Origin of the sequence: Streptomyces sp. NPDC006510, from assembly GCF_040611955.1 — a bacterium.
GTDB lineage: Bacteria > Actinomycetota > Actinomycetes > Streptomycetales > Streptomycetaceae > Streptomyces.
Map to the genome: position 1 here is coordinate 1 of NZ_JBEXPH010000088.1, position 25,799 is coordinate 25,799.

Annotated in this window: 29 protein-coding genes; 6 read left to right on the forward strand and 23 right to left on the reverse strand. The window is 69.3% G+C overall.

The window, feature by feature from the left end; all coding sequences use genetic code 11:
- Positions 1-287: 287 nt before the first annotated feature.
- The 3 genes from ABZY11_RS24735 (at position 288) to ABZY11_RS24745 (ending at position 2,841) form a co-directional block, all read left to right on the forward strand.
- Entirely contained in the window at positions 288-785 is a 498-nt protein-coding gene (locus ABZY11_RS24735; RefSeq protein WP_356481251.1) for a hypothetical protein, read from the forward strand.
- 84 nt (positions 786-869) lie between these two features.
- The gene (coaA, locus tag ABZY11_RS24740) at positions 870-1,865 is read left to right on the forward strand and encodes a type I pantothenate kinase (protein ID WP_356481252.1); all 996 of its coding nucleotides are present in this window, start codon (positions 870-872) and stop codon (positions 1,863-1,865) included.
- Positions 1,866-1,884: 19 nt separating this feature from the next.
- Positions 1,885-2,841: a DUF389 domain-containing protein gene (locus ABZY11_RS24745; RefSeq protein WP_356481253.1), complete on the forward strand. Its 957-nt coding sequence runs from the start codon at positions 1,885-1,887 to the stop codon at positions 2,839-2,841.
- Between the two features lie 67 nt (positions 2,842-2,908).
- Here the strand turns inward: ABZY11_RS24745 and ABZY11_RS24750 are convergent, their stop codons facing one another.
- Together ABZY11_RS24750 and ABZY11_RS24755 are read right to left on the reverse strand one after the other, a co-directional pair.
- Positions 2,909-3,604, reverse strand: coding sequence for a response regulator transcription factor (locus ABZY11_RS24750; RefSeq protein ID WP_356481254.1), 696 nt, complete (start codon positions 3,602-3,604; stop codon positions 2,909-2,911).
- The gene (locus ABZY11_RS24755; protein WP_356481255.1) at positions 3,601-4,827 is read right to left on the reverse strand and encodes a sensor histidine kinase; all 1,227 of its coding nucleotides are present in this window, start codon (positions 4,825-4,827) and stop codon (positions 3,601-3,603) included. The genes ABZY11_RS24750 and ABZY11_RS24755 overlap by 4 nt, the downstream gene beginning before the upstream one ends.
- Before the next feature lie 241 nt (positions 4,828-5,068).
- Between ABZY11_RS24755 and ABZY11_RS24760 the strand changes: the two genes are divergently transcribed.
- On the forward strand, positions 5,069-7,279 hold the full coding sequence (locus ABZY11_RS24760) for an MMPL family transporter (RefSeq protein WP_356481256.1): 2,211 nt from the start codon (positions 5,069-5,071) through the stop codon (positions 7,277-7,279).
- Positions 7,280-7,455: 176 nt separating this feature from the next.
- Here the strand turns inward: ABZY11_RS24760 and glmM are convergent, their stop codons facing one another.
- The 4 genes from glmM to ABZY11_RS24780 all read right to left on the reverse strand — a co-directional run bounded on the left by glmM (position 7,456) and on the right by ABZY11_RS24780 (position 11,894).
- Positions 7,456-8,814, reverse strand: coding sequence for a phosphoglucosamine mutase (glmM, locus tag ABZY11_RS24765; protein ID WP_356481257.1), 1,359 nt, complete (start codon positions 8,812-8,814; stop codon positions 7,456-7,458).
- A gap of 171 nt (positions 8,815-8,985) precedes the next feature.
- Positions 8,986-9,513: a 30S ribosomal protein S9 gene (gene rpsI / locus ABZY11_RS24770; protein WP_356481258.1), complete on the reverse strand. Its 528-nt coding sequence runs from the start codon at positions 9,511-9,513 to the stop codon at positions 8,986-8,988.
- Positions 9,514-9,557: 44 nt separating this feature from the next.
- Entirely contained in the window at positions 9,558-10,001 is a 444-nt protein-coding gene (gene rplM, locus ABZY11_RS24775; protein WP_072486702.1) for a 50S ribosomal protein L13, read from the reverse strand.
- Between the two features lie 264 nt (positions 10,002-10,265).
- A complete protein-coding gene (locus ABZY11_RS24780) occupies positions 10,266-11,894 on the reverse strand; it encodes an ATP-binding cassette domain-containing protein (RefSeq protein WP_356481266.1) in 1,629 nt (542 codons plus the stop codon).
- 57 nt (positions 11,895-11,951) lie between these two features.
- On the opposite strand from ABZY11_RS24780, the gene ABZY11_RS24785 reads away from it, so the two are divergent.
- Entirely contained in the window at positions 11,952-12,797 is an 846-nt protein-coding gene (locus ABZY11_RS24785; RefSeq protein WP_356481259.1) for a hypothetical protein, read from the forward strand.
- Between the two features lie 17 nt (positions 12,798-12,814).
- Positions 12,815-14,716 (forward strand): hypothetical protein, encoded by a 1,902-nt coding sequence (locus ABZY11_RS24790; protein ID WP_356481260.1) that lies wholly within the window; start codon positions 12,815-12,817, stop codon positions 14,714-14,716.
- A 5-nt stretch (positions 14,717-14,721) separates the two neighbouring features.
- Here ABZY11_RS24790 and truA read toward each other — a convergent pair whose 3' ends face one another.
- From truA to rpsH, 17 genes are all read right to left on the reverse strand, one after another.
- Entirely contained in the window at positions 14,722-15,576 is an 855-nt protein-coding gene (truA, locus tag ABZY11_RS24795) for a tRNA pseudouridine(38-40) synthase TruA (protein ID WP_356481261.1), read from the reverse strand.
- A gap of 97 nt (positions 15,577-15,673) precedes the next feature.
- Positions 15,674-16,174 (reverse strand): 50S ribosomal protein L17, encoded by a 501-nt coding sequence (gene rplQ / locus ABZY11_RS24800; protein ID WP_072486706.1) that lies wholly within the window; start codon positions 16,172-16,174, stop codon positions 15,674-15,676.
- Positions 16,175-16,354: 180 nt separating this feature from the next.
- Positions 16,355-17,377 carry a DNA-directed RNA polymerase subunit alpha gene (locus tag ABZY11_RS24805; RefSeq protein ID WP_003966937.1) on the reverse strand — a complete coding sequence of 341 codons (1,023 nt, stop codon included), beginning with the start codon at positions 17,375-17,377 and terminating at the stop codon, positions 16,355-16,357.
- Positions 17,378-17,484: 107 nt separating this feature from the next.
- Entirely contained in the window at positions 17,485-18,111 is a 627-nt protein-coding gene (rpsD, locus tag ABZY11_RS24810; protein ID WP_093897256.1) for a 30S ribosomal protein S4, read from the reverse strand.
- 31 nt (positions 18,112-18,142) lie between these two features.
- Positions 18,143-18,547, reverse strand: a complete 405-nt coding sequence (gene rpsK / locus ABZY11_RS24815) for a 30S ribosomal protein S11 (protein ID WP_003956432.1) — start codon at positions 18,545-18,547, stop codon at positions 18,143-18,145.
- 105 nt (positions 18,548-18,652) lie between these two features.
- The gene (gene rpsM / locus ABZY11_RS24820) at positions 18,653-19,033 is read right to left on the reverse strand and encodes a 30S ribosomal protein S13 (protein WP_018519286.1); all 381 of its coding nucleotides are present in this window, start codon (positions 19,031-19,033) and stop codon (positions 18,653-18,655) included.
- 194 nt (positions 19,034-19,227) lie between these two features.
- A complete protein-coding gene (gene rpmJ / locus ABZY11_RS24825) occupies positions 19,228-19,341 on the reverse strand; it encodes a 50S ribosomal protein L36 (protein WP_003956441.1) in 114 nt (37 codons plus the stop codon).
- A gap of 60 nt (positions 19,342-19,401) precedes the next feature.
- On the reverse strand, positions 19,402-19,623 hold the full coding sequence (gene infA / locus ABZY11_RS24830) for a translation initiation factor IF-1 (protein ID WP_003956442.1): 222 nt from the start codon (positions 19,621-19,623) through the stop codon (positions 19,402-19,404).
- Between the two features lie 359 nt (positions 19,624-19,982).
- Positions 19,983-20,819 carry a type I methionyl aminopeptidase gene (map, locus tag ABZY11_RS24835; RefSeq protein WP_356481262.1) on the reverse strand — a complete coding sequence of 279 codons (837 nt, stop codon included), beginning with the start codon at positions 20,817-20,819 and terminating at the stop codon, positions 19,983-19,985.
- A gap of 137 nt (positions 20,820-20,956) precedes the next feature.
- Positions 20,957-21,613, reverse strand: coding sequence for an adenylate kinase (locus tag ABZY11_RS24840; protein ID WP_356481263.1), 657 nt, complete (start codon positions 21,611-21,613; stop codon positions 20,957-20,959).
- The gene (secY, locus tag ABZY11_RS24845) at positions 21,613-22,932 is read right to left on the reverse strand and encodes a preprotein translocase subunit SecY (RefSeq protein ID WP_356481264.1); all 1,320 of its coding nucleotides are present in this window, start codon (positions 22,930-22,932) and stop codon (positions 21,613-21,615) included. The genes ABZY11_RS24840 and secY overlap by 1 nt, the downstream gene beginning before the upstream one ends.
- Before the next feature lie 215 nt (positions 22,933-23,147).
- Entirely contained in the window at positions 23,148-23,603 is a 456-nt protein-coding gene (gene rplO, locus ABZY11_RS24850) for a 50S ribosomal protein L15 (protein WP_018550610.1), read from the reverse strand.
- A gap of 1 nt (position 23,604) precedes the next feature.
- Positions 23,605-23,787 (reverse strand): 50S ribosomal protein L30, encoded by a 183-nt coding sequence (gene rpmD, locus ABZY11_RS24855; RefSeq protein ID WP_018550611.1) that lies wholly within the window; start codon positions 23,785-23,787, stop codon positions 23,605-23,607.
- Positions 23,787-24,392 (reverse strand): 30S ribosomal protein S5, encoded by a 606-nt coding sequence (gene rpsE / locus ABZY11_RS24860; RefSeq protein ID WP_030914151.1) that lies wholly within the window; start codon positions 24,390-24,392, stop codon positions 23,787-23,789. Before rpsE ends, rpmD begins: the two co-directional genes overlap by 1 nt.
- A gap of 46 nt (positions 24,393-24,438) precedes the next feature.
- Positions 24,439-24,822, reverse strand: coding sequence for a 50S ribosomal protein L18 (gene rplR / locus ABZY11_RS24865; protein WP_093540756.1), 384 nt, complete (start codon positions 24,820-24,822; stop codon positions 24,439-24,441).
- A 2-nt stretch (positions 24,823-24,824) separates the two neighbouring features.
- Positions 24,825-25,364, reverse strand: coding sequence for a 50S ribosomal protein L6 (gene rplF / locus ABZY11_RS24870; RefSeq protein WP_093540757.1), 540 nt, complete (start codon positions 25,362-25,364; stop codon positions 24,825-24,827).
- A 21-nt stretch (positions 25,365-25,385) separates the two neighbouring features.
- Entirely contained in the window at positions 25,386-25,784 is a 399-nt protein-coding gene (gene rpsH / locus ABZY11_RS24875) for a 30S ribosomal protein S8 (RefSeq protein ID WP_037688013.1), read from the reverse strand.
- Positions 25,785-25,799 lie beyond the last annotated feature (15 nt).

Genomic DNA, 25,799 nt, shown 5'->3' on the forward strand with positions numbered 1-25,799 from the left:
GCCGGGCAATCCCCTGGCCGCGCCTCCCGCCTCCCGCCTCCCGCCTCCCGCCTCCCGCGACACCGCACACCACGACGCCGCGACACCGGCCCCGCCGACAACCGCAGGTGAGCCCGGGTGCATCATGGCGTCGCCGCCGACCGGTACCCGTTTCGGCCGGTCGGCCGAGAATCGGGGGGTGGGGGCGCATGTCCGGCGCCGAAGGACCAGTCACGTCATCACAGCAACCGCCCTGGGACCTCCGGCCCTCCCAGCCCTTCCCCGGTCCCCCTCCGCCCAAGCGCGGGATGCCGAGCTGGACCGCCGTCGTGACGGGGCTGTGCATCGGGGCGGTCCTCGTGGTGCTCGTACCCGTCGGGCTGTTCGTGCTGGTGCTTCTCCTGCGCGTCGTGAACGTCCCCCCGGAGCCGGACGGCCCACCGCTCGTACTGACGCGGGATCAGCTGCGGGGCACCTGGCAGGACGAACACGGCGGCCGGCTCGTCCTCGCCGAGGACGGCACCCTCAGCGCCACGAACATCTGCGGCGACTACACGGACGACGTCACCGGCGACAGTTCCGGATTCGGCTTCCCCGCCACCATGACCGGGACCGGAACATGGGAGTCCGGCGAGTACGCGACCCAGGACGGCGCGACGGAGCTGTCCACCGAATTCGCCCCCGGCAATGTCAGCGGCCGGCTCGTGGCCAGGGGGAAGACCGATTCCGCCGTCCTGTGGACGTTCATCGGCGACCCCGACAGCGGAAAGCTCTGCGTGCTCAGAAAGGTGAGCACGCAGCCGTGAGCTACGACGGCGCCACCGCTCCCGCCCTCCCCACGTGACCGAGCCCACCCCCCACTCCGTCACAACTCCCGCAACAATGAACGCGTGATCACTTCGCCGCCACGGAGCACCCACCGACGCGCCGAGCATGCGGCGACGCCGTACGTCGACCTGTCCCGCGCCGAGTGGAGCGCCCTGCGCGACAAGACACCGCTGCCGCTGACCGCCGACGAGGTGGAGCGGCTGCGCGGGCTCGGGGACGTCATCGACCTCGACGAGGTACGGGACGTCTACCTGCCGCTCTCCCGGCTCCTCAACCTCTACGTCCAGGCCACCTCGGGGCTGCGCGGTGCCCTGAACACCTTTCTCGGAGACGCCGGAAACGGCCACGGCGAGCAGCGCGGCACCCCGTTCGTCATAGGCGTCGCGGGCAGTGTCGCCGTCGGCAAGTCCACCACCGCGCGCATCCTCCAGGCGCTGCTGGCCCGCTGGCCCGAGCACCCGCGCGTGGAGCTGGTGACCACGGACGGCTTCCTGCTGCCGATGAAGGAGCTCCGGGCCCGCGGCCTGATGTCGCGCAAGGGGTTCCCCGAGTCGTACGACCGGCGCGCCCTGACCCGTTTCGTCGCCGACATCAAGGCCGGCAAGGACGAGGTGACGGCACCCGTCTACTCGCACCTGATCTACGACATCGTGCCGGACCAGCGGCTCACCGTACGCCGTCCCGACATCCTGATCGTCGAGGGGCTGAACGTGCTGCAGCCCGCGATGCCCGGCAAGGACGGCCGGACCAGGGTCGGTCTCGCCGACTACTTCGACTTCAGCGTGTACGTGGACGCGCGCACCGAGGACATCGAGAGCTGGTACCTCGACCGGTTCCGGAAGCTGCGCGCTACGGCGTTCCAGAACCCGTTCTCGTACTTCCGCAAGTACACCCAGGTCTCCGAGGAGGAGGCCATGGAGTACGCGGCGACGATGTGGCGGACCATCAACAAGCCCAATCTGGTGGAGAATGTCGCGCCCACCCGGGGCCGTGCCACCCTGGTGCTGCGCAAGGGCCCGGACCACAAGGTCCAGCGGCTGTCCCTGCGCAAGCTCTGAACCCCACGGGAGTGGACACGTGCTGCATCTGCGCCTGATCGTCCCCGCCGACCGCACGGACGAGGTGGTGCACCTGGTGGAGAGCACTCTCGGAACGACGCATCTCGTCGTGCTGGCCGGGGCCGCCCGCGACCCGGCGGGAGACATGGTCCTGTGCGATGTGGCCCGTGAGGCGGGCGACGAGCTGATCTCCGCGCTGCGCCGCCTCGGGATCGACAAGTCCGGTTCGATCACCGTCGAGAACACGGACCTGACGCTCTCCGCACACGCCGACAAGGCGGAGGAGGACGCGCCGGGCGAGGGAGCGGACGCGGTGCTGTGGGAGGAGCTGACGGAGGCGACCCACGAGGAGTCGACGTTCAGCGTCACGTACGTGGCGTTCCTCGCCGTCGCGACGATGCTCGCCGCCTGCGGTGTGATGCTCGACAACGCGATCCTGATCGTGGGCGCGATGGCGGTCGGCCCCGAGTTCGGGCCGCTGGCCGGGATCTCCACCGCCCTGGTGCAGCGTGCTCCGCGACTGGCGCTGCGTTCGGCGTACGCGCTGATCGGCGGCTTCGCCATCGCGATGGTGCTGACGGCCGGGTTCGCCTGGCTGATGGACGCCTCCGGGCTGTTCACCCGCTCGATGATCGAGGCCGACCGTCCCAACACCGCGTTCATCTGGAAGCCCGACGCGATGTCGTTCGTGGTGGCCTTCCTGGCCGGGATCGCCGGAACGCTCTCGCTCACCTCGGCGAAGTCCGGGGCGCTGATCGGGGTCGCGATCTCGGTGACGACCGTGCCGGCCGCGGCCAACGCGGCGGTGGCGTTCAGCTACAGCGACTACGGCCAGATGTGGGGCTCCACGGCGCAACTGCTGGCGAACCTCGGCGGGATCGTGGTCGCGGGGACGCTGACCCTGCTGGTCCAGAAGGCCCTGTGGGCGGCACACCGCCGCCGGACGGGCCCGGTCGCGAGCCCGTCCGGCGATTAGGGCCGCCCCCTCCGGCGGATCAGGGTCGGACAGGCCCTGGTCCGCGCACGGACGACGGGGCTCGGCGTCAGTCCGCGCGCGCAGTGACCAGGCCCGATTCGTAGGCCGCGATGACCGCCTGGGCGCGGTCGCGGACGCCGAGCTTGCCGAAGATGCTGGTGATGTAGTTCTTGACCGTGGAGAGGCTGATGCCCAGGGCGCGGGAGATCTCGGTGTTGTCGAGGCCGGTGGCCATCAGGCGCCACACATCGACCTCGCGGGGGGTGAGTTCACCCGGGCCGGCCAGGCCGGTGGGGGCCGGCCGCGCATCGCTCGGTGCCCGTACGTGGGTGGAGATCAGCCTGGTGAGCAGGCGCGGCGCGACGACGGCCTCGCCGGCATGGACGGTGCGGATCGCCGCGCCGAGGTCCTCCGGGGAGCTGTCCTTCGGCAGGAACCCGTAGGCCCCGGCGCGCAGGGCACCCACGACGTACTCGTCGAGGTCGAAGGTGCTGAGGGCCAGGACCCGGCAGCCGGGCACGGTGGCGGCGATTTCCCCGGTCGCGCCGACCCCGTCGAGGACGGGCATCCGGATGTCCATCACCACGACGTCGGGGCGCAGTCGGCGGGCGAGGGTGACGGCCTGCGCGCCGTCCTCGGCCTCGCCGACCACCTCGAAGGACGGGTCGGGGGAGAGGATCAGCGACAGACCGCGCCGGACCAGCGGCTGGTCGTCCGCGATCAGCACCCTGATCCTCGGCGGCGTCGGCCCGGTCCCGTTCATCGGTGTGCTCCCTTGTGCTGGACGGCCGCTTCGGCCGCCTCGTCCGTGCTCAGGGGCAGGTCGGCCACCACGGCGAACCCCCCACCGGCCTGCGGGCCGGCGGTCAGGGTGCCGCCGTGCAGGGCGACGCGCTCGCGCATGCCGATCAGGCCGTAACCGCCCGAGCCCTCCGCCGACGCCCGCTCCCGCGGCGGTGCGCCCCCACCGTCGTCCCGCACCTCGACGGTGATCCGGTCCTGGTGGTACGTCAGCTGTACGGACGCGCGGGCGTCCCCCGCGTACTTGCGAGAGTTGGTGAGGGCCTCCTGGGCGATCCGGAACACCGTGAGGCCGACGGTCGGCGGCAGCGGACGCTGCGGCCCGTGCACGGCGAACCCGGTCGGCAGTCCGGCAAGGCGGGACTCGGCCACCAGCCGGTCGAGGTCTTCGATGCCGGGCTGGGGCAGCGACGGCGCGGACTCCGGTTCGTCGCCGGCCCGCAGCACATCGAGGAGCTGGCGCATCTCGCGCAGCGCGAGCCGCCCGGAGGACTCCAGGGTGACCAGGGCGTCCCGGACCACCTCCGGGCGGGCGAGGTTGGCCCGGGCTCCACCGGCCATCAGCTGCATGGTGGTGATGTGGTGGGCCACGATGTCGTGCAACTCCCTTGCGATGCGGCGGCGTTCGTCGGCCACCGCGCGGTCGGCAAGGAGTCTGCGGTTGGCCGCCACCTCCCGCTGCCAGCGGTTGACCGCCATGGCGGTGCCGACGACGATCATGGTGGAGAGGGGCGGGGTGATGGCCTCCTGCCAGGGCGGGATCCGGCCGTTGCTCTGGCTCAGCAGTGTCAGCGACATCGTCGCGACAGTCGCGACCGCCGTAACCCGCCCGGGGCAGGCCCTGGCGACCGTGTACAGGGCGACCACCAGGACGGCACCGAAGTGGCTGGGCAGCGGGACGGTCAGGGTGGCCGTCGCGTCGAGTGCCAGTACGGCGGCGAGCGCCGCCACCGGGTGGCTTCGCCTGGCGAGCAGCGGTACGGCCGCCAGGGCGAGGAGGAGGAACCCGGCCACGCTCACGTCGTGCCGGCCGTCGGGGTCGTCGAAGAACACGTAGCTGAGCAGGTTCATCGCGCAGGCCCCGCCGGTCACGAGTGCGTCGTTACGGGTCCACGGCGGCTCGGCGCTGTCGATGTGCTGCGGCTCCCGGGCACCGTCGGGCCCGATGTGTCGGCTCCTGGCCATGTCTGTTCCCCCTGTGTCCGGCCCCCGGGGACAGAGTTGCACAGCACCGGCCGCGGCAGTCGCAGGCCCTTGACCAGGACTAGGACCAGGGTCCTGGTCGCGGGCCGGGGAAGGGCCCGGGTCCCTGGTCCGGATCATCCGCTGCCACGACGCCCGCCGCCTCTCACGGTGATGGTCTGGAGAGCGGTGCCGGGAGCCCCCGGCAGACGTCCGCATTCAAGTCCGCCCGCCGGAGGACCTCGTGATCCGTGCCCTGACCGGATATTCCACCAGACACCCGTGGAAGGTCATCGCCCTCTGGGCGGTGCTGGGTGTCGTGCTGAGCGCCCTGGCCCCGACCCTGATCGGCCGCGTCACCCAGCACCGGACCGGGGACTTCCTGCCGCGCAGCTACGACTCGGCCGCCGCGCTTCAGATCGCCCAGGAACAGTTCGGGGTGAACCCCGACGCCACCACGGTGACGATGCTGGTCGCCCGGTCCGACGGCAAGGCCCTCGGCGCCGCCGACCGGAAGCGGGTCGAGGCCGAGGCGGCGAAGCTGGCGCAGCGCCGGGTGATCATGCCCAGGGAAGACGACATGCCGCGGTTCCTGGTCCCGGACCGCTCCCAGACGCCCGAGATCGCCCCGGCGATGACGGCGCCCGACCGGAGTTTCGAACTGCTCTCCGTCCAGCTGACGGGGAATCCCACGGACAAGGGGGTCCAGGGCGTCTACCGGACCTTCCGGGACGCCGCCCGGACACAGTTCTCCGAGGCGGGGATGCGCACCGGTTTCACCGGGAGTCTCGCCGACACCGTCGACACCACCGACGCCCACGAGACCGCCGCGACGGTCGGGAGCGCCCTCGTCATGGGGCTCATCGTCCTGCTCAACGTGCTGGTGTTCCGCAGTGCACTGGCGGCCCTGCTGCCGCTGCTCGCGGTCGCCGTCATCGGCGGCGTGGCGGCGGGAGCCGTGGCGGGTGCCGCGATACTCACCGGGCGCAAGCTCGACGCGGGCACCCCGGGGCTGATCAACGTGGTCCTGCTCGGCATCGGCATCGACTACCTGCTGTTCCTGCTGTTCCGCTTCCGCGAGCAACTGCGCGACCGGCCCGAACAGTCCGCCCGCGAGGCGGCCGAGGAGGTCTCCGGCCGGGTGGGCGCCGCGATCACCTCGGCGGCGCTGACCATCGTGGCCGCTTTCGCCACGCTGGGCCTGGCGACCTTCGGGCAGTTCCGCTCGCTGGGCCCCGCGATCGCCGTCGCGGTCCTGGTGATGCTGCTCGGCAGCCTCACCCTGCTGCCGGCGCTGCTCGCGGCCGCCGGGCGCAAGATGTTCTGGCCCTCCAAAACCCTTCGCCACAAGCCGAGCGAAGGCCGTGCCGCCCGCCTCGGCACGCTGGTCACGCGACGGCCGCTGACGATGCTGACGGCCTCCGTCGCCCTGCTCGCCGCGCTGGCCGCCGGGTTGACCGGCATCCGCATGGACTACGGCCGGGGCGACTCCGGCGACCGTACCCCCGCCGCGACCACCGCGGCCGAGATCTCCCGCACCCTGCCGGCCGGAGTGTCGGACCCGACGAGCGTCTTCGTCACCGCCAAGGACGGCGGCACCCTCACCACCGACCGACTGGGCGGCCTCTCCCGGGCACTCACCCAGGTCGACGGCATGGGCAAGGTCGCACCGACGGTCCTGAACAAGGACCGCCGTGCCGCCCGGATCGACCTCTACCCGATCGCGGACCCTCAGAGCCAACAGGCCCGCGACCTGGCCTCCGGACCGATCCGGGACGCCGTCGCCCAGCACACGCCCGCCGGGACGACGGCACATGTGGGCGGGACGGCGGCGATCTTCGCCGACGTCGCGACTGCCGTCGACCACGACCTGAAGATCGTGTTCCCGGTCGCGGCCGCGCTGATCGCGCTGATTCTCCTGCTGCTCCTGCGCAGCCTGCTCGCACCGGTGGTCCTGATGCTCTCCGTCGGGCTCGGCTTCGCCGCAACCCTCGGCGCCGCCACGCTGCTCTTCCAGCACGCCCTCGGCGAACCGGGCGTCGACTTCACCCTGCCACTGGTGCTGTTCCTGTTCGTCGTGGCACTGGGCACCGACTACAACATCCTGGTCACCGACCGGATCCGGGAGGAGATGCAGCGACCGGGCCCGGCCCGCGCCGCCGTGGCCCGCGCGGTACGGCACACGACACCGGCCATCGCGACGGCCGGGCTGGTGCTGGCCGGCTCCTTCGCCACGCTCGCCACGACCCCGGGAAACGAACAGATCGCCTTCGCGATGACGCTCGGCATCATGCTCTCCGCGCTCGTCCTCTCGCTGGTGCTGGTCCCCGCCCTTGCCACGCTCCTCGGCCGGAGCCTCTGGTGGCCGGTCCGCCCGCGGCCCGCCGCGGGCGGCCGCCCGCAGGACCGCGCCACCGCACCTGCGCCGGAACCCGACCAGGTCACGGCGCACTGAGGCCTGGACGACCGGAGTGCCTCAGGGGTACCCGAGCCCGGTGACAGCGGCGCGCGCCGGGCCGTCCGGGTTCCTCGGGTGAAGCGCTTCGGTCCGGTGGTGCGCTTCGGTCCGGTGGACCGGACGGAGCGCGGCGGCCCGCACCGCCGTCCACCGGACGGCGGTGCGCGCATGCCCTACCCCAGCGCGGACTTCACCACATCGGCCAGCCGCTCGGCGACCGCCCGCGCCTGCTCGATGTCGGACGCCTCGACCATGACCCGCACCAGCGGCTCCGTACCCGACTGGCGCAGCAGTACGCGTCCGGTGGAGCCCAGCTCGCGCTCGGCCTCGGCCACGGCCGCGGCGACGTCCGGGGAGGTCCCGACCCGGGACTTGTCGACGTCGCGGACGTTGATCAGCAGCTGCGGCAGCCGCTGCATGACCCCGGCCAGATCGGCGAGCGTACGGCCGGTGGCCGCGACCCGGGCCGCCAGCAGCAGGCCGGTCAGCGTGCCGTCGCCGGTCGTGGCGTGGTCCAGGACGATGACATGGCCGGACTGCTCGCCGCCCAGCGCGTAGCCCTCGGCCTTCATCGACTCCAGTACGTAGCGGTCGCCGACGGCGGTCTGGACGAGCTGGATGCCCTCGCGCTCCATCGCGATCTTGAAGCCGAGGTTGGACATCACGGTGCCGACCACGGTGTCCTTGCGCAGCTGTCCGGCCTCGCGCATGGCGAGGGCGAGGACGGCCAGGATCTGGTCGCCGTCGACCTCCTCGCCGGTGGCGTCCACGGCCAGGCAGCGGTCGGCGTCGCCGTCGTGCGCGATGCCGAAGTCGGCGCCGTGCTCGACGACGGCGGCCTTCAGCGGCTCCAGATGGGTGGAGCCGCAACCGTCGTTGATGTTCAGGCCGTTCGGGTCCGCGCCGATCGTGATCACCTCGGCGCCGGCCCGCGCGAAGGCCTCGGGCGAGACCCGGGCGGCCGCGCCGTGCGCCTCGTCGAGCACCACCTTCAGCCCGTCGAGCCGGTTCGGCAGGACCGCGACGAGGTGGGCCACGTAACGGTCGAAGCCCTCCGCGTACTCGGTGACGCGCCCCACACCGGCGCCGGTCGGGCGCTCCCACGGCTCACCGGTGCGGTGCTGCTGGTAGATCGACTCGATCCGGTCCTCCAGCTCGTCGGAGAGCTTGTGACCGCCGCGGGCGATGAACTTGACACCGTTGTCCGGCATGGAGTTGTGGCTCGCGGAGAGCATCACACCGAGGTCGGCACCGAGCGCACCGGTGAGATACGCCACCGCCGGGGTGGGCAGCACACCGACGCGCAGGACGTCCACACCCGCGCTGGCGAGACCGGCCACCACGGCGGCCTCCAGGAACTCTCCGGACGCGCGTGGGTCGCGGCCCACCACGGCTGTCGGCCTGGTTCCGTCGAGGGTGCTCCCCTCGGCGAGAACATGCGCCGCAGCGACCGAGAGACCGAGCGCCAGCTCGGCCGTCAGATCCGCATTGGCGACACCGCGCACACCGTCCGTGCCGAAGAGTCGTCCCACTGGTGTCCTCCGAAGATGCTCCGAAACCGCAAAACCAAATCAACCAAAGCAACGCAACAAGCCTATGAACGTCTTATGCCGTTATACGCCCGAGGGTGCCGATAAACGAACGCCCCGGCCAGCACGAGGTGTGCCGCCGGGGCGAACGTGTAAAGCAGATGAGCAGGCGGTTTAGCGCTTGCTGTACTGCGGGGCCTTGCGGGCCTTCTTGAGACCGGCCTTCTTGCGCTCGACCGCACGGTCGTCACGGGAGAGGAAGCCGGCCTTCTTCAGCGGGGCGCGGTTGTTGTCCACGTCCGCCTCGTTCAGCGCACGGGCCACGCCGAGACGCAGGGCGCCGGCCTGACCCGAGACGCCGCCACCCGAGATGCGGGCGATGACGTCGTAGCGGTTGTCGAGTTCGAGCACCTTGAAGGGCTCGTTGACTTCCTGCTGGTGCACCTTGTTGGGGAAGTAGTCCTCAAGGGTGCGACCGTTGATCTTCCACTTGCCGGTGCCCGGAACGATCCGGACGCGGGCAATGGCGTTCTTCCGACGGCCAAGGCCGGCGGCGGGCTGCGGGTCGCCGAAGCGGGACGCCAGCGACTCGCTGGCGTACTCGCCCTCGACGGGAACCTCGGACTCGAAGGTGGTCACCTCGGCGAAGACCTCTTCGCCCTCGGTGCCCTCGACGGGGTTCTCAACAGTGGTCTCGGCCACGATTCTCCTCAGATCTTTCTTTTGGTCTTAGGGGGAGGCCGGAACTACTGCGCGACCTGGGTGATCTCGAACGGGACCGGCTGCTGAGCAGCGTGCGGGTGCTGGTCGCCCGCGTAGACCTTGAGCTTCGAGAGCATCTGACGGCCCAGGCTGTTCTTGGGGATCATGCCCTTGATGGCCTTCTCGACGGCCTTCTCGGGGCTCTTGGCGAGCAGCTCGTCGTAACGGACGGAGCGCAGACCACCCGGGAACCCGGAGTGGCGGTACGCCATCTTCTGGGTCTTCTTGTTGCCGGAGAGGTGAACCTTCTCGGCGTTGATGATGATGACGAAGTCGCCCATGTCCATGTGGGGGGCGTAGATCGCCTTGTGCTTGCCGCGGAGGAGGTTCGCAGCCGTGGTGGCCAGACGACCCAGGACGATGTCCTGCGCGTCAATGATGTGCCACTGGCGCGTCACATCGCCGGGCTTGGGGCTGTACGTACGCACGGTCGTAGCCTTCGCTTCTTCAGTGAGTGGGTCCTGACAAGGCCACCCGGACGATCACACCAGCCTTGGCGGCGCTGCGGGGACGCAACCCGAGTGCCTGCCGCTGGTCATCGGCCCGGTGGACCGGCGTAAGGGCCCCTCGCGTGAGAACGACCAAGCCAATACGCATAACAAACCAGAAGAATACCGTCGCTCCCCTGCACGGGTCAAAACAGCCCCGGAACCCCTGCCCTGGCGGGGGTTCCGGGCCGTCTTCCCACCGGTCTACCGCGCCCGCTTCACCCTCCGCTCGTCCCACACCGGCTCCGCCGTCTCGCGTACGACGCCGTCCGAGCCGAACACCAGATAGCGGTCGAAGGACTTCGCGAACCACCGGTCGTGCGTGACGGCCAGCACCGTTCCCTCGTACACCTCCAGACCGTCCTGCAGCGCCTCCGCCGACTCCAGGTCCAGGTTGTCCGTCGGCTCGTCCAACAGCAGCGCGGTCGTGCCGGCCAGCTCCAGGAGCAGGATCTGGAACCGCGCCTGCTGCCCGCCGGACAGCTTCTCGAAGGGCTGGTCGCCCTGGCGCTCCAGCTCGTAGCGGCGCAGCACGGACATCGCCCCTCCGCGGTCCTTGGCGTGCTCGGTCCACAGGATCTCGACGAGGGTGTGCCCGAGCAGCTCCGGATGGGCGTGGGTCTGCGCGAAGTGCCCCGGTACGACCCGTGCCCCGAGTTTCCACTCCCCGGTGTGCGCGACCTGCTCGCCCGCGAGGAGCCGCAGGAAGTGCGACTTCCCCGATCCGTTCGAGCCGAGGACGGCAACCCGTTCCCCGTAGAAGATCTCCAGGTCGAACGGCTTCATCAGCCCGGTCAGCTCAAGGTTCTTGCAGGTCACCGCGCGTACCCCGGTCCGGCCGCCGCGCAGCCGCATCTTGATGTCCTGCTCGCGCGGCGGCTCCGGCGGCGGGCCCGCGTCCTCGAACTTCTTGAAGCGGGTCTGCATCGCCCGGTAGCGGGACGCCATGTCGGGGCTGATCGCCGCCTGCTGCCGCAGCCGGTGGACCAGCGCCTTCAGCCGGGCGTGCTCCTCCTCCCAGCGCCGCAGCAACTCCTCGAACCGGGCGAACCGGTCCTTGCGGGCCTGGTGGTACGTGTCGAAGCCGGCTCCGTGCACCCACACGTCGCTGCCCGCCGGGCTCGGCTCCACGCTGACGATCTTCTCGGCGGCCCTGGACAGCAGCTCGCGGTCGTGGGAGACGAAGAGGACCGTCTTACGGGTCTCCTTGAGCCTGTCCTCCAGCCACCGCTTGCCCGGCACGTCGAGATAGTTGTCCGGCTCGTCCAGCAGCAGCACCTCGTCGGGGCCGCGCAGCAGCGCCTCCAGCACCAGGCGTTTCTGTTCACCGCCGGAGAGGGTGCGCACCTCGCGCCACTGCGCCTTCTCGTACGGGACGCCGAGCGCGGCCATGGTGCACATGTCCCAGACGGTCTCGGCCTCGTACCCGCGGGCTTCCGCCCAGTCGCTCAGGGCCTGCGCGTACTTCATCTGCGCGGCCTCGTCGTCGACGGTGAGGATCAGCTCCTCGGCCCGGTCGACCGCCAGGGCCGCCTCCCTGATGCGCGGCTGGGACACGGAGACGAGCAGGTCCCGGACCGAGCGTTCGTCCCGCACGGAGCCCACGAACTGCGGCATCACCCCGAGCCCGCCGCTCACCGAGACGGAGCCGCCGTGCGGCTGGAGGTCCCCGGCGAGCAGCCTCAGCAGCGTCGTCTTCCCGGCACCGTTGGCCCCCACGAGGGCGACCACGGCCCCGTCCGCCACCCGGAACGAAGCATCGCCGAGCAGCACCCGCCCGTCCGGTAGGTAGTACTCCAGGTGGCCCGCTTCAAGATGTCCCATGCACAGCATTGTCACGGCCCGCGAAGCCCTGGCCCAACCGGTTTATGTCTCCTCTAGGATCGCGGCATGAGCTTTGGGCAAGGGGGGCCCTCGTGGGGGCCCGGGGGCACACGGACTCCGGACTGGGCAGCGCTGGCCGACGAGTCCGCCGCGCGCAACCGACGCAAGAAGTGGCTGCTGATCGGCGGCGGCGTGCTCGCCACCGCGGCGATCGGCGCGATCGTGGCCACGGCGGTCATCTCGACCAACAAGAACAACAACTCCGGCAAGAACGCGAGCGAACTGCCCGCGCCGAGCGACCTGCCGAACGACACCGCCGAGCCCGAGCCGTCGTTCTCCTCGGTGGCGCCGCCGCCCCCGCCGGACCCGAAGGACTACATCTCCGACGCGAAGAAGGACCGGGCGCCGATCACCGTCGACGCGTTCTTCCCCGGGAAGAAGCTGACGATGGGCAACCGCGTCTACGTCAAGGGCGCGACGCAGCAGACGAAGAACTGCGCCGCGACCACCAAGGGCGCCCTCGGCTCGATCCTCGTGAACAACGGCTGCGAGCAGGTCGTCCGGGCCACGTACAGCAAGGACGGCGTCGCCGTCACCGTCGGCCTCGCGGTCTTCCGGACGGAAGCACAGGCCAAGAAGGCGGCCCGGCAGGCCAGCGGCAGCATCGCCACGCTGAGCGGCCAGGGCGTACCGGCCTTCTGCCCGCCGGGATCGGTCTGCCGCCGTACCGCCAACTCCTACGGCCGTTACGCCTACTTCGCCATCAGCGGGTTCACCAGCGGCAAGAGCGTCACCACGGCCGACAAGAACGTCTACGCCACCGGTGACGACCTGACGAACTTCACGTTCCGTCAGATCCGCCACCGCGGCGAGCTCCAGGCCTCGGCCGCGGCCACCGCGCAGACCGGCTGACGGACCCCGGGAATCCTGTGCGCCGTCCGTTCCTGCTCACCCTTCCCCGCGTACTGCGCCACAGCGCCGTCATCGGCGCCGACCTGCCACCGGACGAGGCCGTGGCCGTCGACGCGCCGGACCCCGCGCTCCGGGACGCCCTGGCCTCGGCCGCCGACGGCGACCACGGCCCCGCCCGGGAACTGCTCGCCGCGACCCGCGAGCACACGCAGTGGGAGCTGAGGGACGGCTACGCGACACGGCTCGCCGGGGCCGCCCTGCACAACCCCGGCTGGCTGGACGCCTGGCAGGCCGAGTCCCCCGAGGACCCGGACGCGGCCCTGGTCGGGGCGGACCTCCGCATCCACCGGGCCTGGGAACTGCGCACCGCGGAAGGGGCCCGGCAGGTCCCGCCCGACCAGTTCCGGGCCTTCTTCGCGCTGCTGGAGGACGCCGCACCGGTGATCGGCCGGGCGGCCGAACTCAACCCCGCCGACCCCGTGCCCTGGCGCATCGCCCTGACCCACGCGCTGGGCAGCCAGGCCCCCCGCGAGGTCTTCGACGACTACTGGTCACAGGCCCTGGCCCGCGATCCGCACCACTACGGATGCCACACCGCCGCCCTCACGTACCTCAGCGCGAAGTGGCACGGCTCGCACGCGGAGATGTTCGACTTCGCCGAGCGCGCGGCCGACACCGCACCGCCCGGTTCGAGGCTGCACGCGCTCCCCCTGTTCGCGGCGCTGGAGTACGTGATCCTGTCCCCCGGCGCACCGCCCGGCCCCGACCCGTACGCGCCCCGCGTCGCAGCCGCGCTCACCCGCGCCCTGGACCTGTCGGCGGACTACGGACCGGGCAGCCGGGAGGCGGCCGGCTTCCGCAACTGCCTGGCCCTGATGCTGCTGCGCTCGGAGCGCTGGGACGAGGCGCTGGACGCCTTCCGCGACATCGGCACCCATGCCACCAGGCTCCCCTGGGCGTACTTCGGTGACGACCCGCGTCAGGAGTTCCTCGACACCCGTTCCGGCACCCGTATCCAACTGGCGTCGCTGACCCCTTTCTTCGGCCGTCCGCCGCGACCCCGCACCGCACCGGCGACCGTCCCGGTCCAGGCAGCCGGCACCCCGTGCGCGGTCGCGATAGCGGCGGCCCGCCCGGCGGACGTGGCACAGGCGGCGCTGATGTGCGGCGTCTCGCTCCGCACCGCCCCCGCGACCGACACGCACACCTATGTCGAGGCCGTCGCCGAGGCCCGCCCCGCCAAGCGCTCGGTCCTGTCCACGGAGGACCCGCTGACCACGGCGGCCGACAACTTCACCACCGGCGAGAAGTGGCCCACGCTGGTGCTGCGCCGCACCCCCGAACGCTGCGGGCTCACGCTGTTCCTCAAGGGCAGGCCGCTGGCCGCCCACGAGTGGAACACCACGTCCCCGGCCCCCGACCACGCCGCGGTCACCGCCACGGCCGAGGCCCTGGCCCGCACCTTCGCCCTCGCGGACCCGCGCCCGCTGACGCACATTCTCCGCTCCACCGGCAACCCGCCCCGCCATCAGTCGGACCTGCTGGCGGCCCTGGACCTGCCCCCGCTCCCGCCGGGCTTCGGCGAGCGCCCGGACGTCCTGGACACCCTGCCGGGCGCCCGGGTACTCACCCGGCGGGGCCTGCTGGCCGGCCTGCGCACCACGATGACCATCCAGGACGGCGAACACCCGGCGGCCCCGGACGCGTACCGGCCCCGCCGGCCGCGCTGGTGGCTGCTGCGCGCGCTGCTCCTGCTGCTGTTCGCGGCGGCCGCGGTGCACGGCTGGGCGGCGCCCGACATCACCCCGGCCCTCGCGACGGCGTACACGCTCGCGGCCCTGTCCCCGGCGGCCGGGCTGACCCGCGCCTGGCGGCAGCGGCGGGCGTACACCGCCACGGCGGCTGCGACCCGGGAGTAGCCGCGTCAGCTGCAGCCGCCCCCGGGGAGCCTGCGCACATTGCGTGCCTCCACGGCGCGGGTCGCCAGCAACTCGTCGGCGGGATAGGCCACTTCCTCCAGAGTCAGACCGTGCGGGCGCACCACGTGCACCCCGGGGTCCCGCACCCGGGCCGCGAGCACCTGGGCCGGCCACTCGGCCGGACGGCGCCCGTCCCCGACGAAGAGCGCCGCGCCGATCAGCGCGCGGACCATGTTGTGGCAGAACGCGTCCGCCTGCACGGTCGCCGTCATGATCCCGCTCGCCCCGTCCCGTACCCAGCTCAGCTTCTGCAGCGTACGGATGGTCGTCGCGCCCTCGCGCTTCTTGCAGTACGCGGCGAAGTCGTGCTCCCCGACCATCCGGGCGGCCGCCTCGTTCATGGCGTCCACGTCCAACGGCCGGTCGTGCCACAGCACATGACCGCGCAACAGCGGATCCACCCCGCCGGGGCGGTCGGCGACGCGGTAGGCGTAACGACGCCACAGCGCCGAGAACCGCGCGTTGAACCCTTCGGGCGCCGGCGCGATCCGCCAGATCCGTACGTCGGGCGCCATCCGCCCGGCCATCCGCCGCAGCAGCTTGTCCCCGTGCTCGGCCCACACCTCGTCCGGCAGATCGACATGCGCGACCTGGCCCCGGGCGTGCACCCCGGCATCGGTCCGCCCGGCGACCGTCAGGTCGTAAGTCCGCGAGGACCTCGTCACGGTCCGCAGCGCGTCCTCGATCTCCCCCTGGACGGTCCGCCTGGAGGTCTGCTTCGCCCAGCCCGAGAAGTCCTTGCCGTCGTACGCCAGGTCCAGCCGCACCCGTACGAAGCCGGGCTCCACTTCGTCACTCACCCAAGGGTCCTTTTCCGCAGCTACTCGCAGGTACATACGGAACGGGCCCGCACCGCCCCGAGGGGTGATGCGGGCCCGTCCAGTGGTCTCAGAACGCTCAGGCGTCCTTGGACTCGGCGTCGTCGGCCGGCTTGGCGTCCTCGACGGCCTCGGCCGGAGCCTCGTCCTTCTTGAGGGCGTCTTCCTTGACCGCACGCTTCGTGGCGGCCTCGGCCTCACCGGTGGCCTGCTGGGCCACGGTCAGCGCCTCGACCAGCTCGATGACCGCCATCGGGGCGTTGTCGCCACGACGGTTGCCGATCTTGGTGATGCGGGTGTAACCACCGGGGCGGTTCTCGTACCGCGGGGCGATCTCGGTGAAGAGCGTGTGCACGACGCCCTTGTCCGTGATCGACTGCAGCACCAGGCGACGGTTGTGGATGTCGCCCTTCTTCGCCTTGGTGATGAAACGCTCGGCGACCGGACGCAGGCGACGGGCCTTGGCCTCGGTCGTGGTGATGCGGCCGTGCTCGAACAGCGACTTCGCGAGGTTGTTGAGAAGCAGCTTCTCGTGCGCGGCGCTGCCGCCCAGACGGGCACCCTTGGCGGGCTTCGGCATGGTTTTTCTCCTTGTGTGCTGCACCGGCCGTATCAGGTACCGGTGTCAGTTCCCGTGCGGCGGACGCCACACGGAAGATCAAGAGACCGCCGGGCGGGTCAGGCCCGTCCGGCGATCGAGGGCAATGCCTCACCCCGGCCCGGGGCACCCGCAGAACCGGGCACCCCAGCCGGAGGCGGATCAGTACTGCTCGGTCTCCACGAAACCGGCGTCCGCGTCGTCGTCGGCGCCGAAGGCGTCGGCCGCGGCCGTCGGGTCGAATCCGGGCGGGCTGTCCTTGAGCGCCAGGCCCATGCCGGCCAGCTTCGCCTTGACCTCGTCGATCGACTTCGCACCGAAGTTGCGGATGTCGAGCAGGTCGGCCTCGGAACGAGCCACGAGCTCACCCACGGAGTGGATGCCCTCGCGCTTGAGGCAGTTGTACGAACGGACCGTGAGCTCCAGCTCCTCGATCGGCAGCGCCAGATCGGCGGCGAGCGCGGCGTCCGTCGGGGACGGGCCCATGTCGATGCCCTCGGCGTCGATGTTGAGCTCGCGCGCCAGACCGAACAGCTCGACCAGGGTCTTACCGGCCGAAGCCATGGCGTCACGGGGACGCATGGCCTGCTTGGTCTCGACGTCGACGATCAGCTTGTCGAAGTCGGTGCGCTGCTCGACACGGGTCGCCTCGACCTTGTACGTGACCTTGAGCACCGGCGAGTAGATGGAGTCGACCGGGATACGGCCGATCTCCTGGCCCACCTGCTTGTTCTGGACGGCGGAGACGTAGCCGCGACCGCGCTCGACGGTCAGCTCCATCTCCAGCTTGCCCTTGCCGTTGAGCGTGGCCAGGACCAGGTCCGGGTTGTGGACCTCGACACCGGCCGGCGGGGCGATGTCAGCAGCGGTGACCAGGCCGGGACCCTGCTTGCGCAGGTACATCACGACCGGCTCGTCGTGCTCCGAGGAGACGACCAGCTGCTTGATGTTGAGGATGAGGTCGGTGACGTCCTCCTTGACGCCCGGCACGGTGGTGAACTCGTGCAGGACACCGTCGATCCGGATGCTGGTGACAGCAGCGCCGGGGATCGAGGAGAGGAGCGTACGGCGGAGAGAGTTGCCGAGGGTGTAGCCGAAGCCCGGCTCCAGCGGCTCGATGACGAACCGGGAGCGGAACTCGTCAACGACCTCTTCGGTCAGCGACGGACGCTGAGCGATAAGCATGTTGCGTTCCTTCAGTCGTGGGCGCCCACTATTTGACGCCCCCAGATACTGACAAGGGTACGGGCGGCACGACCCGAAGGAGCCGTACCGCCCGGACCCACGAGCTACTACTTGGAGTAGAGCTCGACGATCAGCTGCTCCTGCACCTGGGTGTCGATCACCTGGCGCTCGGGCAGGGAGTGCACGAGGATCCGCATCGTCGACGGCACGGCTTCGAGCCACGCCGGTACGGTGCGCTCGCCGGCCTCGGCCTGGGCCACCTGGAAGGGGGTCAGGGCCTTGGACTTCTGACGAACCTCGATGACGTCGTTCACGGCGACGCGGGCCGACGGAATGTCGGTCTTCGTGCCGTTCACGGCAATGTGTCCGTGACGCACCAACTGACGGGCGTGGTCGCGGGACTTGGCGAAGCCTGCCCGGTAGACCACGTTGTCGAGGCGGGTCTCAAGGATGCGCAGAAGGTTCTCACCGGTCTTGCCGGTCTTCTGGTTCGCTTCCTTGTAGTAGTTCACGAACTGCCGTTCAAGAACACCGTAGATCCGCGAGCACTTCTGCTTCTCACGAAGCTGAAGAAGGTACTCGCTGTCCTTGGTGCGCCCGCGTCCGTGCTCACCCGGGGGGTAAGGACGGATCTCGATCGGGCACTTCGCGCTCTCGCACTTGCTGCCCTTGAGGAACAGCTTCTGCTTCTCCCGACGGCAACGCTTGCAGTCGGCCCCGGTGTATCGCGCCATTTTCCAGTTGTCTCCGTTGCTTCAGACGGAATCAGACGCGGCGACGCTTGGGCGGCCGGCATCCGTTGTGCGGAGTGGGGGTGACGTCCTGGATCGAACCGACCTCCAGGCCGGTGGCCTGGAGCGAACGGATCGCGGTCTCGCGGCCGGAGCCCGGACCCTTGACGAAGACGTCAACCTTGCGCATGCCGTGCTCCTGCGCGCGGCGGGCGGCCGACTCGGCGGCCATCTGCGCGGCGAAGGGGGTGGACTTGCGCGAGCCCTTGAAGCCGACGTGGCCGGCGGAGGCCCAGGAGATCACATTGCCCGAGGGGTCCGTGATCGAGACGATCGTGTTGTTGAACGTGCTCTTGATGTGCGCGTGGCCGTGAGCGACGTTCTTCTTTTCCTTGCGACGCACCTTCTTGGCTGCGCCCTGACGACCCTTGGGGGGCATGTCTTGACTCCAGATGGAGAGGGGAGGTGATCGGTCCTACAGCGAAGACCGCTGGTTGCTGCGGATGACCGGTGGCCCGGACGCCCGCAGTGCGTCCGCTGAGGACTACTTCTTGCCCGGCTTCTTCTTACCGGCGATCGCGCGACGCGGGCCCTTGCGGGTACGAGCGTTCGTGCTGGTGCGCTGGCCGTGGACCGGCAGACCGCGGCGGTGACGCAGGCCCTGGTAGCAGCCGATCTCGACCTTGCGGCGGATGTCGGCCTGGATCTCGCGACGGAGGTCACCCTCGGTGCGGAGGTTGGCGTCCACGTACTCGCGGATCTTGACCAGGTCCTCTTCGGCCAGGTCGCGAACGCGGGTGTTGGGGTTCACGCCAGTGGTGGCGAGAATCTCCTTGGACCGGGTGCGCCCGATACCGAAGACGTAGGTGAGGGCAACCTCCACGCGCTTTTCGCGCGGGATGTCAACACCTGAAACGCGTGCCATTCAATGGCTCCAGTTGTTAATTCGGGGGTCTTCCGCAGTGCCGCTCCCGATCGCCGACCTCTCGTGACGAGAGGTGGTACGCCCGGGTCCCCGGCCCCCACCGGAGGTGTCGTCAGCCGAAGCTTGGACGGGCTCTGCGTATGTACGTTTTACGTGCGTCGCGCGAAGTGCTGCGAGATGCAGGGGGTCGTGCGTCAGCCCTGGCGCTGCTTGTGGCGCAGGTTGTCGCAGATGACCATGACCCGACCGTGACGGCGGATCACCTTGCACTTGTCGCAGATCTTCTTGACGCTCGGCTTGACCTTCATGGGATGTCAGGTTCTCCGGGTCAGTGCCGTCACCGCGCGAAAGCGGGGTGGAGGCAAGATCTACTTGTAGCGGTAGACGATCCGGCCACGCGTCAGGTCGTACGGGGAGAGCTCCACGACAACCCGGTCATCCGGAAGGATTCGGATGTAGTGCATCCGCATCTTGCCGCTGATGTGCGCGAGGACCTTGTGACCGTTCTGGAGTTCCACCTTGAACATGGCGTTCGGGAGGGACTCGATCACGGTGCCCTCAATTTCGATGGCACCTTGCTTCTTGGCCACGCTTCGCCTTTCGAATCGGCTACCTTGATCGACTTTCGGCATCGCATGCGGACACACTGATGCACGACAGCCGACGAGTCAGTCTACGTCAGCGGACCTCAAAAGACGAATCCGTCAAGTTTGCCCACCCGAGGAGATCCTTAGACCTGCGCAAGCAGGTCAAATCACCCGGCCCCATCAGCCCAGCACAGGCTTCGGCCGGCTGCGCCGGGCTCCGCCCGGCGGCGTGCCGCTCAGCCCAGCGGATCCGGCGCCGCCTCGATCCCGACCCCTCCTTCACGCAGCCCTCGCGGGTTCGGCGCCGGAGCGCCTCACAGGCTTCGGCCGGCTGCGCCGGGCTCCGCCCGGCGGCGTGCCGCTCAGCCCAGCGGATCCGGCGCCGCCTCGATCCCGTACTGCGCCAGCTTCGCCCGGCCGCAGTCGGGGGCGGTCAGGACCAGGGGGCCCTGCTCGGTGAGGGCGATCGAGTGCTCCCAGTGGGAGGACCAGGTGCCGTCCGTCGTGATGACGGTCCAGTCGTCCTGGAGCACCTCGGTCTGCGCCGTACCGAGCGAGACCATCGGCTCGATGGCCAGGCAGACGCCGGGAACGAGCTTGATGCCCTTGCCGCGCTTGCGGGCGACATAGTTCAGCAGGTGCGGGTCCATGTGCATCTCGGTGCCGATGCCGTGGCCGCCGTAGTCCTCGATGATCCCGTACTTGCCGGTGGCGGGGCGGGGCTGGCGGCGGATGTAGGACTCGATCGCCTTCGAGATGTCGACGAGGCGGTTGTTCACCTTCATCGCGGCGATACCGGCCCACATGGACTCCTCGGTCACCCGGGAGAGCTCGACCAGCTCCGGAGCGTGTCCGGTACCCACGAAGGCCGTGTACGCGGCGTCGCCGTGCCAGCCGTCGACGATCGCGCCGGCGTCGATGGAGATGATGTCGCCGTCCTTGAGGACGGTCTTGTCGTCCGGGATGCCGTGGACGACGACCTCGTTGACCGAGGTGCAGATGGTCGCGGGGAACCCGCCGTAGCCGAGGAAGTTCGACTTCGCACCGTGATCGGCGATCACCTTGCGGGCGACCTGGTCCAGGTCGAGCGTGGTGGCGCCGGGCACCGCCGCCTCACGGGTGGCCGCGTGAATGGCAGCGACCACCAGCCCCGCCTCGCGCATCTTCGCGATCTGCTCGGGGGTCTTGATCTGCACCATTGCGCGGCGCCTCTCTGCATCGGACTGCATCGAACGGTGATGTCTGCGGCGTACTCGAACAACGATACGGCGCAAGCAGTCGGCCGCGGCGCCCATGGACGCCGCGGCCGACTGCACAAGTACTGCGGGTGTTTCGCTCAGCCCTTGGCGGACTTGAGAGCCTCCATCGCCCGCTCGGTCACATCGGTGACCTTGCCGAGCGCGGAGATGGTGACCACCAGGTTCTGAGCCCGGTAGTAATCGATGATCGGCTCGGTCTGCGTGTGGTAGACCTCCAGCCGGGTACGAACCGTGTCCTCGGTGTCGTCGTCGCGCTGGTACAGCTCGCCGCCGCAGACGTCGCAGACGCCCTCGGCCTGCGGCGGGTTGTACGTCACGTGGAAGACGTGCGAGCCGTCGTTCCGGCAGATCCGGCGGCCGGCGATGCGCTTGACCACCTCGTCCTCGGGGACCTCCAGGTCCAGGACCGCGTCGAGCTTGGTGCCCTCGTCCTTGAGCATGGCGTCAAGAGCCTCGGCCTGACCCACGTTGCGCGGGAAGCCGTCCAGCAGGAAGCCGTTCTCGGCGTCCGGCTGGGACATGCGGTCCTTGGCCATCCCGATGGTGACCTCGTCCGGCACCAACTGGCCAGCGTCCATGAAGGCGCGGGCCTGCTTGCCAAGGTCGGTGCCCTGGCTGATGTTGGCGCGGAAGAGATCGCCCGTGGAGATCTGCGGAATCGACAGGTTCTTGGCAAGGTACGCAGCCTGCGTTCCCTTGCCGGCACCGGGCGGCCCGACGAGGACGATTCGCATCAGCGGAGGAACCCTTCGTAATTGCGCTGCTGGAGCTGACTCTCGATCTGCTTCACGGTCTCCAGACCCACACCCACGATGATGAGGATGCTCGTCCCGCCGAAGGGGAAGTTCTGGTTAGCGCCGCCGAAGCCTGCCAACGCCATCGTCGGCACAAGAGCGATCAGACCCAGGTACAGCGAGCCCGGCCAAGTGATCCTGTTGAGCACGTAGCTCAGGTACTCGGCAGTAGGTCGACCAGCCCGGATACCCGGGATGAAGCCACCATACTTCTTCATGTTGTCGGCGACTTCCTCGGGGTTGAACGAAATCGCCACATAGAAGAAGGCGAAGAAAACGATCAACAGGAAGTACGTCGTGATGTAGTACGGGTGGTCGCCCTTGACGAAGTTGTCCTTGATCCAGGTCGCCCAGCCCGCAGTGGAGTTGGAGAACTGGACGATCAGGGCGGGGATGTAGAGCAGCGAAGAAGCGAAGATGACGGGAATCACACCCGCCTGATTGACCTTCAGCGGAATGTACGTCGAGGTACCGCCGTACGACCTGCGGCCGATCATGCGCTTCGCGTACTGCACCGGGATACGGCGCTGGGCCTGCTCGACGAAGACGACGAGGCCCACCATCACGAAGCCGATCAGGATGACGGTGCCGAACTCGATCCAGCCGTCGGCCAGCTTGCCGCTGGTCTTGATGGCCCACAGGGCACCGGGGAAGCTGGCGGCGATCGAGATGAACATCAGGATCGACATGCCGTTACCGATGCCGCGGTCGGTGATGAGCTCACCGAGCCACATGACGGCCGCGGTACCCGCGGTCATCGTGATGACCATCACGATGGTCGTGAAGATCGACTGGTTCGGAACGATCTGGTCGGCGACCGGGCAGCCGCTGAAGAGGGCGCCACTGGTGGCGGTGGCCACCAGGCCGGTGCCCTGGAGGATGGCGAGCGCGACGGTCAGATAACGCGTGTACTGCGTGATCTTCGCCTGGCCGGACTGCCCCTCCTTCTTGAGTGCCTCGAGTCGGGGGATGACCACGGTCAGCAGCTGAAGAATGATGCTGGCCGTGATGTACGGCATGATGCCGAGCGCGAAGATCGTGATCTGCAGCAGTGCACCACCGCTGAACATGTTCACCAGGCCGAAGAGGCTGTTGTTGCCCTTGCTGGCCTGATCAACACAGGTCTGGACGTTCTCGTAGCTCACTCCCGGTACCGGGATGTGCGCCCCGAGCCGGTAGAGCACGATGATGCCGAGCGTGAAGAGCAGCTTCTTGCGCAGGTCGGGCGTCTTGAACGCCCGGGCGAACGCGGTGAGCACGGTGCCTCCTGCGACCCCCGCGCAATGCGTAGAGGTGACGGTCTTGAGGATCGACGAATACGTAAACAGTCAAAGGTCCCCGGGCGGGCGCCCAGGGGTTACCACACAACGACGCACGCCACCTTACCGGCGACCATGCCCCCCAAGGAACGACCAACCGGGGATGCCCCATATGAGAGGCATCCCCGGTCGGATGTTCAAGCCATCGAGTTGTCTCAGACGAGCTCGGTGACGGTGCCGCCCGCGGCGGCAATCTTCTCCTTGGCGGAGCCGGAGACGGCGTCAACCGAAACCTGCAGCGCCACGGAGATCTCGCCCTGTCCGAGGACCTTGACGAGGTGGTTGTTGCGCACCGCACCCTTGGCGACCAGGTCGGCCACGGTGACCTCTCCACCCTCGGGGTAGAGCGTCGCGAGCTTGTCCAGGTTCACGACCTGGTACTCGGTGCGGAACGGGTTCTTGAAGCCCTTGAGCTTCGGGAGACGCATGTGGAGGGGCATCTGCCCACCCTCGAAGCGCTCCGGAACCTGGTAACGGGCCTTGGTGCCCTTGGTGCCACGACCGGCGGTCTTACCCTTGGACGCCTCACCACGACCCACACGGGTCTTGGCGGTCTTGGCGCCCGGGGCGGGCCGGAGGTCATGGGCCTTCAGCGGCTTGTTCTCCGCCATGTCAGTCGACCTCCTCAACCGTCACGAGGTGGCGGACGGTGTGCACCATTCCGCGGAACTCGGGACGGTCCTCCTTGACAACCACGTCGTGCAGGCGCTTCAGCCCGAGCGAACGAAGGGTGTCGCGGTGGTTCTGCTTGCTGCCGATGTACGACTTCGTCTGCGTGATCTTGAGGCGAGCCATTACGCACCCGCTCCCGCACGTGCACGAAGCAGGGCCGCGGGGGCGACGTCCTCGAGCGGCAGACCGCGGCGGGCCGCGATCTCCTCGGGACGCTGCAGGCCCTTGAGGGCCGCCACGGTCGCGTGCACGATGTTGATCGCGTTGTCGGAGCCGAGCGACTTCGACAGGATGTCGTGAACGCCGGCGCACTCCAGAACGGCGCGCACCGGGCCACCGGCGATAACACCGGTACCGGGGGAAGCAGGCTTCAGCAGGACGACGCCCGCGGCCTTCTCGCCCTGGATCGGGTGAGGAATGGTGCCCTGGATGCGCGGAACCTTGAAGAAGTTCTTCTTGGCTTCTTCCACACCCTTGGCGATGGCCGCGGGAACTTCCTTGGCCTTGCCGTAGCCGACACCGACGGTGCCGTCACCATCGCCCACCACGACCAGCGCGGTGAAGCTGAAGCGACGACCACCCTTCACAACCTTGGCGACGCGGTTGATCGCGACAACGCGCTCAACGTACGCGGTCTTCTCGGCGGCAGCTGCGCCGCCGTCACGGCCCTTCCGGTCCCGCCGCTCGCCGCCACCGGCACCGCTTCCGCGGCGCTGGGGTCCAGCCATTGGATTTACCTCTCTCTGTTACGTCCGCTGTGCGTAGGAACCGGGCTCAGAACTTCAGACCGGCTTCACGGGCGGCGTCAGCCAGAGCGGCAATCCGCCCGGCGTACTGGTTACCACCGCGGTCAAACACGACGGCCTCGACGCCTGCGGCCTTGGCGCGCTCAGCGACCAGGGCGCCGACCTGCTTGGCCTGGGTGCTCTTGTCGCCCTCGCCACCACGGATGGAGACGTCCAGGGTCGACGCCGACGCGAGCGTGTGGCCCGCGATGTCGTCGATGACCTGAGCGACCATGTGGCGGTTGGACCGCGTCACGACCAAGCGCGGACGCTCCGGCGAACCGGAGATGTGCTTGCGGACACGGATGTGGCGACGCTTGAGGGCGGCACGCTTGTAGGCGTCGCCCTTGGCGATCTTCACGCCGTATGCCATGGCTACTTACCAGCCTTTCCGACCTTGCGGCGGATGACCTCGCCGGCGTACTTGACGCCCTTGGCCTTGTACGGGTCAGGCTTCCGCAGCTTGCGGATCTTGGCCGCGGTCTCGCCGACCTTCTGCTTGTCGATGCCCTCGACGGAGAACTTCGTGGGGGACTCCACCTTGAAGGTGATGCCCTCCGGGGCCTCGATCAGGATCGGGTGGCTGTAGCCCAGGGCGAACTCCAGGTTGGAGCCCTTCGCCTGGACGCGGTAACCGACACCACTGATCTCGAGCGCCTTGGTGTATCCCTGGGTCACACCGGTGATCATGTTCGCCACCAGCGTGCGGGACAGGCCGTGAAGGGCCTTGTTCTGACGCTCGTCGTTCGGGCGGGTGACGCTGAGGAAGCCGTCCTCACCCTTGGTGACCTCGATCGGCGACGCGACGGTGTGCGAGAGGGTGCCCTTGGGCCCCTTCACCGCGACCGTGCGGCCATCGATGGTGACGTCCACACCGGCGGGAACCTGGATGGGGAGCTTGCCGATTCGCGACATGAGCTATTCCTCCGTTCCCGACTACCAGACGTAGGCGAGGACTTCCCCACCTACGCCCTTCTTGCTGGCCTGCTGGCCGGTCAGGAGACCGTGGGACGTGGAGATGATCGCCACGCCCAGGCCGCCGAGGACCTTCGGCAGGTTGGTGGACTTTGCGTATACACGCAGACCCGGCTTCGAGATTCGCTTGATGCCGGCGATCGAGCGCTCGCGGTTCGGGCCGAACTTCAGCTCGAGGACGAGGTTCTTGCCGACCTCGGCGTCCTCGACCTTCCAGCCGGTGATGAAGCCCTCCTGCTGGAGGATCTCCGCGATGTGCGACTTGATCTTGCTGTGCGGCATCACGACGGAGTCGTGGTACGCCGAGTTCGCGTTACGCAGACGCGTGAGCATGTCTGCGATGGGATCAGTCATGGTCATGAATTGGCCTTCGGC